The 10,844-nt window shown below is 74.2% G+C and carries 12 protein-coding genes and 1 pseudogene; 6 read left to right on the forward strand and 7 right to left on the reverse strand.

Annotated features, from left to right (window positions below; all coding sequences use genetic code 11):
- The 3 genes from PV350_RS39400 to PV350_RS39410 form a co-directional block, all read right to left on the reverse strand.
- The coding region (locus tag PV350_RS39400; RefSeq protein WP_500338254.1) for an acyclic terpene utilization AtuA family protein at positions 1 to 1,418 on the reverse strand (1,418 nt) is incomplete at its 3' end.
- An 85-nt stretch (positions 1,419 to 1,503) separates the two neighbouring features.
- A complete protein-coding gene (locus PV350_RS39405) occupies positions 1,504 to 2,865 on the reverse strand; it encodes an NAD(P)/FAD-dependent oxidoreductase (RefSeq protein WP_499510987.1) in 1,362 nt (453 codons plus the stop codon).
- A gap of 204 nt (positions 2,866 to 3,069) precedes the next feature.
- Positions 3,070 to 4,434: a cytochrome P450 gene (locus PV350_RS39410; protein WP_500338256.1), complete on the reverse strand. Its 1,365-nt coding sequence runs from the start codon at positions 4,432 to 4,434 to the stop codon at positions 3,070 to 3,072.
- Positions 4,435 to 4,561: 127 nt separating this feature from the next.
- Between PV350_RS39410 and PV350_RS39415 the strand changes: the two genes are divergently transcribed.
- Positions 4,562 to 5,098 (forward strand): NUDIX hydrolase, encoded by a 537-nt coding sequence (locus PV350_RS39415; RefSeq protein ID WP_499510989.1) that lies wholly within the window; start codon positions 4,562 to 4,564, stop codon positions 5,096 to 5,098.
- Here the strand turns inward: PV350_RS39415 and PV350_RS39420 are convergent.
- Positions 5,052 to 5,819, reverse strand: a pseudogene (locus tag PV350_RS39420) (DUF817 domain-containing protein); the annotation flags it as partial. The gene PV350_RS39415 and the pseudogene PV350_RS39420 overlap by 47 nt on opposite strands.
- Positions 5,820 to 5,872: 53 nt before the next feature.
- Positions 5,873 to 6,448: a TetR/AcrR family transcriptional regulator gene (locus PV350_RS39425; RefSeq protein WP_499510990.1), complete on the reverse strand. Its 576-nt coding sequence runs from the start codon at positions 6,446 to 6,448 to the stop codon at positions 5,873 to 5,875.
- Between the two features lie 99 nt (positions 6,449 to 6,547).
- Here PV350_RS39425 and PV350_RS39430 point away from each other — a divergent pair, with 99 nt between their 5' ends.
- From PV350_RS39430 to PV350_RS39440, 3 genes are all read left to right on the forward strand, one after another.
- Positions 6,548 to 6,952: a YidH family protein gene (locus tag PV350_RS39430; protein ID WP_499510991.1), complete on the forward strand. Its 405-nt coding sequence runs from the start codon at positions 6,548 to 6,550 to the stop codon at positions 6,950 to 6,952.
- On the forward strand, positions 6,952 to 7,287 hold the full coding sequence (locus PV350_RS39435; RefSeq protein ID WP_499510992.1) for a DUF202 domain-containing protein: 336 nt from the start codon (positions 6,952 to 6,954) through the stop codon (positions 7,285 to 7,287). Before PV350_RS39430 ends, PV350_RS39435 begins: the two co-directional genes overlap by 1 nt.
- A 101-nt stretch (positions 7,288 to 7,388) precedes the next feature.
- Positions 7,389 to 7,847, forward strand: a complete 459-nt coding sequence (locus PV350_RS39440) for a MarR family winged helix-turn-helix transcriptional regulator (protein ID WP_499510993.1) — start codon at positions 7,389 to 7,391, stop codon at positions 7,845 to 7,847.
- Here PV350_RS39440 and PV350_RS39445 read toward each other — a convergent pair.
- A complete protein-coding gene (locus PV350_RS39445) occupies positions 7,819 to 8,802 on the reverse strand; it encodes a hypothetical protein (RefSeq protein WP_500338258.1) in 984 nt (327 codons plus the stop codon). The two genes, PV350_RS39440 and PV350_RS39445, sit on opposite strands and share 29 nt — an antisense overlap.
- A 153-nt stretch (positions 8,803 to 8,955) precedes the next feature.
- Between PV350_RS39445 and PV350_RS39450 the strand changes: the two genes are divergently transcribed.
- A complete protein-coding gene (locus tag PV350_RS39450; RefSeq protein WP_499510995.1) occupies positions 8,956 to 9,492 on the forward strand; it encodes a nucleoside/nucleotide kinase family protein in 537 nt (178 codons plus the stop codon).
- A 10-nt stretch (positions 9,493 to 9,502) separates the two neighbouring features.
- Here PV350_RS39450 and PV350_RS39455 read toward each other — a convergent pair whose 3' ends face one another.
- Positions 9,503 to 10,210, reverse strand: a complete 708-nt coding sequence (locus tag PV350_RS39455) for a FadR/GntR family transcriptional regulator (protein WP_499510996.1) — start codon at positions 10,208 to 10,210, stop codon at positions 9,503 to 9,505.
- A 113-nt stretch (positions 10,211 to 10,323) separates the two neighbouring features.
- Between PV350_RS39455 and PV350_RS39460 the strand changes: the two genes are divergently transcribed.
- Positions 10,324 to 10,844, forward strand: a 521-nt coding sequence (locus tag PV350_RS39460) for a gluconokinase (RefSeq protein WP_499510997.1), incomplete at its 3' end; no start/stop codon positions are given.

Raw genomic sequence — 10,844 nt, forward strand, 5'->3', positions numbered from 1 at the left:
GCGGCCTGGACGACCTGGTGAGCTCCGGCAAGATCCTGCACGACTTCCCCGCGTGGCGCGTCTCCCGCGCCGTCACCCTCGCCGAGCGGGGCCCCCAGGGCGGCCTTCTCACCGGCAATGACCGCGGCGGAGACGGCGGCGGGGACGAGGGCCGGCCAGTGGACGCCGTACTCGGTGGGCCTGGGCGAGAAGTGCTCCATGTGCAGCCCGGGCGCGGTGGACAGGCCCGTGCCGACGACGGCGCCGAACAGGGAGCGGCCGACCTTGTCCTTGTCGGGGTCCTTGACGGTGAGGGTGAGCCGGGCGCCGGTGGCGGTGGGCTCGGTGCGGACGTCGTACGTCTCGAAGCCGGACGGGCCGCCGGTCGCGTCGAGCAGGGACGCCTCGGCGAACCGGACCTTGGCCTCGATGTCGGGGCCGGTGAGCACGAAGGTGGCCGTGTTGCGGTAGCCGCCGTGGTGGTTGAGGCACACCTTGAGGGTGTCGGGGGCGGGTTCACCGCGGGCGCCGGAGACCAGGACCCGGTCGGGACCCTCCGGTTCCAGGGTCACGGTGTCGAAGCGGGTGACGACGTCGGGGTTGAGGTAGGCGGGGCGGTCGATCTCGTACAGCAGCTGGGCGGTGACCGTGTCGACGGTGACCGCTCCCCCGGTGCCCGCGTGCTTGGTGATGACGCTGGAGCCGTCGGGCCGCAGTTCGGCGATGGGGAAACCGGGGCGCACGGGCCGTTCGACCTCGGTGAAGAAGGAGTAGTTGCCGCCGGTGGCCTGGGCCCCGCACTCGATGATGTGCCCGGCGGTGACCGCGCCGGCGAGCCGGTCCCAGTCGTCGGTGGCCCAGTCGAAGGCCCAGGCGGCGGGACCGACCACCAGGGAGGCGTCGGTGACGCGGCCGCAGATGACGACGTCGGCCCCGGCGCGCAGCGCCTCGGTGATGCCCCAGGCACCGAGGTAGGCGTTGGCGGTGAGCGGACGCACGTCCGCGTCGGCGAGCGGGAGTCCGGTGGCCAGGTGGGCGAACGGGTGGCCCTCGCGCTGGAGTCCGGGCAGCCGGTCGAGCAGGTCGTCGCCCTCCAGGTGGGCGACGGAGGGGTTCAGCCCCGCCAGGGCGGCCAGTTCGCGGAGCTTTGCGGCGAGACCTGCGGGGTTGAGCCCGCCCGCGTTGACGACGATCTTGATGCCGCGGTCCAGGCAGGTGGCGAGGACGTCGCCCATCTGGGCGAGGAAGGACAGGGCGTAGCCGGCCTCGGGGTCGCGCTGCCGGGCCTTCCAGAGCAGCAGCATCGTCAGCTCGGCGAGGTAGTCGCCGGTGAGTACGTCGATCGGGCCGCCCTCGACCATCTCGCGGGCGGCCGACAGGCGGTCGCCGTAGAAGCCGGAGCAGTTGGCGATGCGCAGGGTCTCACGTCGCTGGGTCATGTCCCTCGCCGTCAGCGGTGTCGGTGTTCAGATGTGGGCGTTCAGATGTGGGCGTTCAGATGTGGGCGGTGCACGTGTGGGGCGGTCAGGCGGCCGTCGCGCGCAGCGACTCGACGTGGCGGCGGATCTCCTCCGGCGAGAGGTAGATGTCGGTGACCTCGAAGTCCTTCAGCGCGGCCGGCCTGCGGGCCTGGAAGCCGGTGCGGACGAAGTCGTCCCCGGCGACGGCGTTGAGGAACCAGCCCGCGGCGGCACGGAAGCGCGCGGGGAAGGTGCGCAGCGCACCGAGGTGGTAGCCGCGGGCGACGACCTGGGCGGGGAGGCCGCTGAGCGGGATGCCGAGCGGCTTGGAGACCGCCTCGACCCCGCCGAGGTCGACGACGAGCCCGAGGTCCTTGTGCCGGTAGGGCTGAAGGGGGCGGCCGCGCAGTGCCGCGACGACGTTCTCGGCGACGGCCTTGCCCTGCCGCATGGCGTGCTGGGCGGTGGGCGGGCAGACCGCGCCACCGCCCACGTCCAGGTCGGGGACGGCGGCCGAGTCACCGAGGGCGAAGACCCCGTCGGCGCCGGGGATGCACATCTCGGGGTCGGTGACGAGCCGGCCCTTGACGGTCTCGGTGCCCAGCGTGGTCACCAGGGGGCTGGAGACGACGCCGGCGGTCCAGATGAGGGTGCGGCAGGGCAGCTTGCGCCCGTCGGTGAAGGTCACGGTGTCGGGGGTGACCTCGGCGACGGACACGCCGAGCGAGACCTCGACCCCGCGCTCGCTGACGATCTGCAGCGCCTTCAGGCCGAGCTTCTCGCCGAGTTCGGGCATCAGGCGGGGCGCGATGTCGATCAGGTGCCACTTGATGAGGGCCGGATCGAGGCGCGGGTAGCGCTTGGCCGCCGCCGTGGTCAGCCGCTGCAGGACCGCGGCCGTCTCGGTGCCCGCGTAGCCGCCGCCGACGACGACGAACTGCAGCCGCGACTCGCGCTCGGCCTGGTCCGTGGTGGCGGACGCCAGGTCCAGCTGGGCGATGACGTGATCGCGGATGTACGCCGCCTCGGCCAGGGTCTTCATGCCGCGGCCGTACTCGGTGAGGCCGGGGATGTCGAAGGTGCGGGTCACGCTTCCTGGGGCCAGCACGAGGTAGTCGTACTCCCTGACGAGCTCCTCGTCGGTGATCTTCTTGATCACGACGGCCTTGGCGGCCGGGTCCACCCCGATCGCCCGCCCGGGTATGACCTCGCTGCGGTGCACCATGCGGCGCAGCGGGACGGCGACCGCCTGGGGGGTGAGCACACCGGCGGCGACGTGCGGGAGCAGGGGCAGGTAGAGCTGGTGGCTCCAGGGCGTGACCAGGGTGATCTCGGCCTCGTCCTGGGTCAGCCGCCGCTCCAGCCGGTGCACGCACTCCATGCCCGCGAAGCCGCCGCCGACGACCAGGATCCTGGGTCGCTTCATCACTCGCCTCCCGTAGGACCGTTCGGGGCCCGTTTCCCTACCCGCGGCGTGTGCGGATACGCCTCCGGCCACGCTCGCACACGCCTCGTCGCGGCGCGAACGGAGCGGCGGCGCCCGCGAGCGGCACGCTACCGGCCCCGGCGTGCGCGGATGAAGGGTTCCGGCGGACCGGCCCCGGGGTCCGGGCGCGGTCCGGCCCGCCGGTCACACGCCCGCGCGGGGCGTGAGGCGGCAGCGGGCCGGTCCGCGGGCCTGGAGGGTGATGCCGGCGCCGAGGGGGACGTCCTGGTCGACGGCGGTGAGTTCGTGGCCGCGCAGCAGCACGGCGAGGGCGAGCACGGCCTCCAGCAGGGAGAAGTGCCTGCCGATGCAGGCGCGGGGGCCGCCGCCGAAGGGGAGCCAGGCGTAGCGGTGGCGGGCGGCCTCCGCCTGCGGGGTGAAGCGGCCGGGGTCGAAGCGCCCGGGCTCCGGCCAGTGGCCGGGGTGGCGGTGGATCACCCAGGGGACGACGATGACGTCCGCGCCGGCCGGCACGAGGTGACCGCCGACGCGGGTGGCGGCGACCGAGCGGCGGCCGATGACGGGCGCGGCCGGGTACAGGCGCATCGCCTCCTTGAGGACCGCCGTGACGTAGGGCAGGGCGTCGAGGTCCGCGGCCGCCGGGACGCGTCCACCGAGGACGCGGTCGATCTCCTCCCGGGCCCGGGCCTGGTCCTCGGGGTGACGGGCGAGCAGGTGCAGGGCGAAGGCGAGCGAGGTGGCGGTCGTCTCGTGGCCGGCGAGGAGGAAGATCAGCACTTGGTCGCGGATCTCGGCGGGGTCGAGGGGACGTCCGTCCTCGTCCCGGGCCGAGGCGAGCAGGGAGAGCAGGTCCTGGCCGTCGCCTCCCTCCGCGCGGCGGCGCTCGATGATCGCGTCGCAGACCGCGTACAGCTCGGCGGTGGCGGCCGCCGCCCTCCGGTTGCCGGGGGTCGGCCAGTGGCGGGGCGTCCGCACCGGGGCGAAGCCGCGCCGCCGGACGTAGTCGTTGACGACCGGCATGCGGCGGCGGACGGTGTCGACGGCCGGCTCGATCGCGCCGCCGAACAGGACGCGGGCGATCGTGCGGAGGGTGAGGCCGTGCATCTCCTCCAGGACGTCGACGGTGCCGTCGGGCGCGTCGTGCCAGTCGGCGACGAGGGCGGCGGCCTCGGCGGTGACGGCGCTCGCGTAGCCGTCGACGCGGCGCGGGGTGAACAGCGGCTGCAGGAGCCTGCGCTGCCGCTGGTAGTCGGTGTCCTGGCTGGTGAGGAGCCCGTTGCCGAAGGACTGCCGGACCTCCTCGTAGAACGGGCTGTCCTTGCGGAAGCCGGCCGCTTCGGTCGCCAGCACCTGCTGGGCGCCCTCGGGTGAGAACACCGCGTGCACCTCGGCGCGCAGCCCCGGTGGGCCGGCGCTGAAGCGGACGAGGTCCCCGTGGTCGCGCCGTGCGCGCTCGTAGGTGTCGAGGGGCTCGCGCAGCAGGTCGAACATCGACCCGAGCAGCGGCACCCCCGCCGGGCCCGGCACCTTCGTGTGAGCGGTCGTCATGACCCCGATTCTGCGTGCGTACGAAGGCGCCGGGGCCCGGGCAGGGAAGCTTGGCCGGAACCCGCCCCGGGGCCGATCATGGGGGCGCGTACCCGGCCCACGGGCACCGCGACGGACGGGAGGCACCATGGAGGACGCTCCGCGCTCGGCGGACGAGCTGCTGGACATCGTGGACGAGCAGGACCGGGTGGTCGGCCGGGCGACGCGCGGCGAGGCCACCGCGCGCGGCCTGCGGCACCGCTGCGTCTTCGTCCTGGCCAGGGACGGCGAGGGGCGTGTGTTCGTGCACCGCCGCACCGCGCAGAAGCTGGTCTTCCCCTCCCTCCACGACATGTTCGTCGGCGGTGTGGTGGGCGCGGGCGAGGAGTACGACGACGCGGCGCTGCGCGAGGCGGAGGAGGAGCTGGGGGTGTGCGGTCTGCCGCGTCCGACGCCGCTGTTCAGCTTCCTGTACGAGGGGACGGGGGCGGCGGCGGGTCACACCTGGTGGTCCCGGGTGTACGAGGTGCGCTGCGATCCGCCGGTCGTGCCGCAGGCCGAGGAGGTCGCCTGGCACGACTTCGTGACGGAGGAGGAACTGGAACGCCTCCTGCCGGAGCGGGAATGGGTGCCCGACGGTCTGGAGGCCTGGCACCGGCTGCGCGACTGGCGACGACGAAGGTGACGCTGATCAGCAGCGCCCAGGCGCCGAACTTGGCGAGGGAGACCGGCACCCAGCCGTGCTCCTGGTCGGGGTAGCGCCAGGCGCCCACGTAGGTGGCGGCGTTCTCCGCGACCCAGAGGAAGAAGCCGATGAGGACGAAGGAGAGCGCGAGCGGCATCCGCAGGCGCACCCCGTCGACCGTGAAGTGCACCCAGGTGCCCGCCGTCGTCCAGAGCAGCAGGACGGCCAGCAGCCACCGCGCGTCGGGCAGCCAGTGGTGGGTGAAGAAGTTGAGGTACACCGCCGCGGCCAGGATCGTCATGGCGCGGCGGCGGTAGCCGGTCAGGCCCAGCTCGAACAGCCGCCAGGCCGCGCACACGTAGCTGCCGACGGCGGCGTAGAGGAAGCCCCCGTACAGCGGGACGCCGCCGAACTTGGTGAGCGCGGGTTCGGGGTAGCTCCAGGAGCCCAGGTGCACCTTGACGAGTTCGAAGAGCAGCCCGACGGCGTGGCACACCGCGATGACGGCGACGTCACGGCCGCGCTCCCAGCCGCAGGCCCAGAACAGCGCGCTGAGCGCCACCCCGTAGCAGAGCAGCAGGTCGTAGCGGGCGACGGGCAGCGGCGGCAGCAGCCGCGAGCCGGCCACGCCCGCCATGAGCGCGACGGCGAAGGCGCAGCAGCGTGCCTCCGTCCAGCCGAAGAGCACGAGCCTGCGGACGCCGGTGACGATCGGTCCCATGGTGAGGGGGACACCGCCGGGCGCCGCCCCGGTTCCGGGCGGGTCCGGCGCGTTCAGTCCAGGGAGCGCAGGGCGGTCCCGACGGCGTCCTCGACGAAGGCCCGGCCGAGGCGGGCCCGTCCCACGACGCGCAGGCCCTGGACGAAGGTGGTGAGGAAGCGGGCCAGTTCCACCGGGTCCTTGTCGGCGGACAGCTCCCCCCTGGCCTTCGCCTTCTCCAGCGCCGCCGCGAGGGCGGACTCCAGCAGGCGCATGGTGACGGTGACGCGGTCGACGGTGCCGGGGTCGTCGCCGCGCTCGGTGGCGGCGTTGACCAGCAGACAGCCCCGTTCGGGGTCCTCCAGATCGGCCTCGACCATCTGCTCCAGCGCGGTGCGGACGGCGGGGCGGATCTCGTCCGCGTTCTCGAGCAGTTCGACGAGCCCGCCGGCGTACCGGGAGCAGTAGCGCTCCAGGGCACGGGCGTAGAGCTTGTCCTTGGAGCCGAAGGCGGCGTAGAGGCTGCCGCTGCCGATGGAGAGCTCGGCCAGCAGGTCCTGGAGCGACGTCGCAGCGTAGCCGCGGCGCCAGAACAGGTCCATGGCACGGTCGACGGCCTGGTCGATGTCGAACTCCCTGGTGCGCGCCATGGCGCGAGCCTACCATTTCTGGATCAGTTGATACACTACGGCGGTCCGGGGCCCGTCCCAGGGCGCGCCCACCGCGATGGCGCTCGGTACTGTGGGGCCGTGATCAAGCATGTGCGGGCCGCGGCCGGGGCAGTCGCCCTCTGGTTCGCCCCGGCACGGGTACGGACCGAGGGGACGACGCCGGACTACCGCTTCTCGCTCGCCAACGAGCGGACCTTCCTCGCCTGGCTGCGCACCGCGCTCGCGCTGGTGGGCGGCGGCTTCGCGGTCGACCAGTTCCTGCGGGACCTGCGCCGGCCGGTCCGGGTGACGCTCGCGGTGGTGCTGGTGGTCGGCGGCGGGATGTGCGCGGTCCGCGCGGTGAACCACTGGGTGCGCTGCGAGCGGGCGATGCGGCGCGGGGAGGACCTGCCCGTCTCGCGCTTCCCCGCCCTGCTGGCGGTGCTGGTGGCCCTGGTGGCCGTGGCGATGCTGCTCACGGTGACGCTGGGGTGGGCGGGCTGATGACCGCCCCCGGCGGGGACACTCCGCGGGACCCGGGCCTGCAGCCCGAGCGGACCCGGCTGGCCTGGCGGCGCACCACGCTGGCCTTCGCGGTGGCGGCGCTGCTGGCCGGACGCGAGGCGGTGCTGCACGGGGTGCCGCCGGCCGGGCTGCTGGGGCTCTCGCTGTGCGCGCTGGCGTGGCTGGCGTTCACCGTCACCGCCCAGCGGCGGATCGCAGCCCTGGACTCCGCGCGGCCCGCGGCGATGACGCCGGGGACGGCGGCCCGGGCCGTGCTGGGCGTCCTGGTCCTGGCCGTCGCGGGCGCGCTGCTGGTCGTCCTCACGCCCCGCTGAGGGCGCGCCCGTCCCGGTGGGGGCGGGCCACCCGTGGGCCGACGCTTGAAGACGTCAAGCTAATGATTTACCATTTCAAGCTTTTGAGTACACTCGCAGACATGAGCGCCCCGACCGCCGCGACGACCGCGCAGCCCACCAAGATCGAGCTGCTGGAGCTGCTCGCCGCCATCGGCACCGCCCAGTGGCAGGACTTCGCCGCCGCGGCCGCCCGGCACGGGCTGACCTCCATGCAGGCCAAGGTGCTCGCCCAGCTGGGCGGCCCGGTGCCCATGCGCGGCCTGGCCGAGCGGCTGGTGTGCGACGCGTCCAACGTGACCGGCATCGTCGACCGTCTCGAGGCGCACGGCTTCGTCCGCCGCGAGGTGAGCGCCAGCGACCGCCGGGTCAAGAACGTCGTGGCCACCGATCTCGGGCGCGAGACCATCCGCCGCGTCCGCGACGAGATGCAGGCCACCCACGGGGCGCTGGACACCCTGGACGCGACGGAGCAGGCGGCCCTCTACGCACTGCTGGAGCGGCTCCGCCCGGTCATGGAGGCACGCGGCAAGGACCGTTAGGCGCGGCCTGGGCGCGGCGTCGGGCGGGCCGGGCGCGGGAACCGGCACGAGAACGGGAGCGGGGCGGCTTCAGGCCGCGCAGTGGGGCGACGAGGGCGCGGACCTCGCGGTCCGCGTAGCCGGGTTCCCCCGCGATCACCCGCACCAGTTCCTCGCGCACCGGGCGCCCGCGCCCCGCCTGGACCAGGGCCAGCGATTCGGCCAGCGCCGCCGGGAGGTCCGGTCCGTGCCAGGGTTCCGCGGCGTACGCGTCGAACCAGCGCGGCGGCGGGAAGGAGGGCTGCAGCTTGGCCTGGTCGTTCCCGAGGTACGACCACACCCAGGGGTCCAGGGACACCCCGACGACGTGCCCGGGCGGCAGGACCCGGGCCCAGCCGCCCGCCGTGTGCTGCTGCCAGCGCCAGGTGTGGGGGCTGGTCCGCCGGCGGGCCGTCACCCCGACGAAGCGCAGCTTGCGGCGGATCACCGGCCACGGCTCGCGGCTCTCGCGCACCCAGTCGGCGAGTGCGGCGAAGAGCGTGTCGTAGGTGCCGCCCTCGGAGACCAGGTCGACCAGTGCCACCGGGCGGGTGCGGCGGGCCAGGGCGTGCGGCGCGAGCCCGGCGCAGGCGAGGTGCTCGCGCAGGCGGGCCGTGTGGGCGGGCGCCGGAACCGGGCGCAAGCGCAACGACAGTGGCAGGCGCAGCAACCGCCCTTCCCGGGACGAGCCTTCGAAGGCGCCGGTCAGCAGGTCGTACATGCTGTCCAGGGAGCGGCCGACGAAGCACAGGTCGGCGCCGCCCGTGCGGGCGAGCACCTTCCCCGTGCACGCGGCCAGTTCGGGGAGGTACCACAGGCGGGGGCGCTCGGCGCCCTCGGTCAGGGTGCCGAGCCGGTCCGGCGGCGCACCGCCGCGGGCGCGCGTCAGGGCCCAGCGGTACGGCTGGGGCGGCGGGGCGCCCGGCGCGGTGGTCATGATCCCCAGTGCACCACCCCCCATCTCCGCCGGTCACCTGGTTTTCGGTCCGCCGAAACGTTCCGCTTGACGTGTCTCGAACATAGAGTCGCCCTGGGCGCCGCGCGGCGCCCGGCGGGGTGACGGAAAGAGCAGAGCGGTGAGGTGCGAGCGATGTTCCTGATCACCGGGATCCCCGCAGCGGGGAAGTCGACCGTGGCGCAGGCGCTGGCCGAGCGGCTGCCCCGCTCGGCGCACGTCCGGGGCGACGCGTTCCGGCGGATGATCGTCGGCGGGCGGGCCGAGGCGCTGCCCGGCGACGGCTCGGGGGACGTCGCGGGCCTGACCGAGGAGGCGCTGCGGCAACTGCGGCTGCGGCACTCCCTGGCGGCGGCGAGCGCGGACGCGTACGCGGCGTCCGGGTTCACCCCCGTCCTGCAGGACGTCATCCTCGGCGACGAACTGCCGCGCACGATAGCCCTGTTGCGCACCCGGCCGCTGCACGTCGTGGTCCTCGTCCCCTCCCCGGAGGCGATCGCCGCCCGCGAGGCCGGCCGGGCCAAACGGGCCTACGGCGCATGGACCCCCGCCGACCTCGACCGCGCCCTGCGCGCGGGCACCCCGCGGATCGGCCTGTGGCTGGACACCTCCCGCCAGACCCCGGAGGAGACCGTGGACGCGATCCTCCGCCACGCCGGCCCCACCGGCTGACCCCGCGCGGTCAGGGGGCCAGGACGTCCAGTTCGCGCAGCGCGCCGACGCAGATCTCGCGCATCAGGCGCTCCGCGGACCGCGCGTCGCGGGCGCGGACGGCCTCGGCCACGCGGACGTGGAGGGTGACCGCCTCGGGGTCGGGGGCGCTGAACATGACGTGGTGCTCGGTACGCCCGGTGAGCACCTCCGCGACGACGTCGCCGAGGCGGGCGAACATCTCGTTGCCGGACGCGGTGAGCATCACGCGGTGGAAGGCCACGTCGTGCACCAGGTACTCGCCGAGGTCGGCGGCCCGTCCGGCCGCGGCCATCTCTGCGGCGAGAACGGTCAGTTCGCGGCACTGCTCCGGGCTCGCGGCGGCCGCCGCCAGAGCGGCGGCGACCGGCTCCACGGCGGTGCGCAGCATGGTCAGCGAGCGCAACTGCCGGGGCCGGTCCGCACCGGCGAGGCGCCAGCGGATGACGGCCGGGTCGAAGACGTTCCACTCCTCGGTGCGGCGCACCGTGATGCCGACCCGGCGCCGCGACTCGACGAGGTGCATGGCCTCCAGGACGCGTACGGCCTCGCGGACGACGGTGCGGGAGACGCCGTACTGCCGCTCCAGCTCGTCGATGCGCAGCACGGTGCCGGGCGGGTACGCGCCCGAGGCGATGGCGGGGCCGAGTTCCGCCAGCACACGGGCGTGCAGGCCGCCGTGCTCTCCGTGCCGATCCATGGGCGACAGCCTATGCGGGGATTCCTTCATATGACGATTTCATCTCAGGCACTTGAATAAGTAGTACCTATGGCGTTTCCTGGGGCGGTCATGCGGACGAGGAGGTACCTGTGATGACCGAGGCAGGCCCGGAAGGCCCGCACCGCCCCCTGGTGGTGGTGATGGGCGTGTCCGGTTCCGGCAAGTCCACCGTCGGGGGGCTGCTCGCCGAGCGGCTGGACGTCCCCTACGCCGAGGCGGACGACTTCCACCCGCCCGCCAACATCGCCAAGATGTCGGCCGGGCACCCGCTGGACGACGAGGACCGGGCGCCCTGGCTGGACGCCATCGCGGCGTGGATCGTCGAGCGCGGCGACCGCGGCGGCGTGGTCAGCTGCTCGGCGCTGCGGCGCCGCTACCGCGACCGGCTGCGTCGGGACACCCCCGGGCTGTTCTTCCTCCACCTCGACGGGTCCGAGGAGCTGATCTCGGCGCGCCTGGCGGCGCGGATGGAGCACTTCATGCCCGCGGGCCTGCTGCACTCCCAGTTCGCGACGCTCGAACCGCTGGAGCCCGGTGAGGCCGGTGCCGTCGTCCCCGTCGACGGCGGCCCCCAGCAGATCACCGAGCGCGCCCTGGCGGCCCTCCCCCGCTG

The organism is Streptomyces sp. PA03-6a, from assembly GCF_033792765.1.
GTDB lineage: Bacteria > Actinomycetota > Actinomycetes > Streptomycetales > Streptomycetaceae > Actinacidiphila.

What these genes read in the sequence shown, in the direction of transcription:
- PV350_RS39450 (WP_499510995.1), top strand. Translation starts at nt 8,956, where the DNA reads ATGTTCCTGATCACCGGGATCCCCGCAGCGGGGAAGTCGACCGTGGCG.
- PV350_RS39440 (WP_499510993.1), top strand. Translation starts at nt 7,389, where the DNA reads ATGAGCGCCCCGACCGCCGCGACGACCGCGCAGCCCACCAAGATCGAG.
- PV350_RS39415 (WP_499510989.1), top strand. Translation starts at nt 4,562, where the DNA reads ATGGAGGACGCTCCGCGCTCGGCGGACGAGCTGCTGGACATCGTGGAC.
- PV350_RS39425 (WP_499510990.1), bottom strand. Translation starts at nt 6,448, where the DNA reads ATGGCGCGCACCAGGGAGTTCGACATCGACCAGGCCGTCGACCGTGCC.
- PV350_RS39445 (WP_500338258.1), bottom strand. Translation starts at nt 8,802, where the DNA reads ATGACCACCGCGCCGGGCGCCCCGCCGCCCCAGCCGTACCGCTGGGCC.
- PV350_RS39455 (WP_499510996.1), bottom strand. Translation starts at nt 10,210, where the DNA reads ATGGATCGGCACGGAGAGCACGGCGGCCTGCACGCCCGTGTGCTGGCG.
- PV350_RS39410 (WP_500338256.1), bottom strand. Translation starts at nt 4,434, where the DNA reads ATGACGACCGCTCACACGAAGGTGCCGGGCCCGGCGGGGGTGCCGCTG.
- PV350_RS39435 (WP_499510992.1), top strand. Translation starts at nt 6,952, where the DNA reads ATGACCGCCCCCGGCGGGGACACTCCGCGGGACCCGGGCCTGCAGCCC.
- PV350_RS39405 (WP_499510987.1), bottom strand. Translation starts at nt 2,865, where the DNA reads ATGAAGCGACCCAGGATCCTGGTCGTCGGCGGCGGCTTCGCGGGCATG.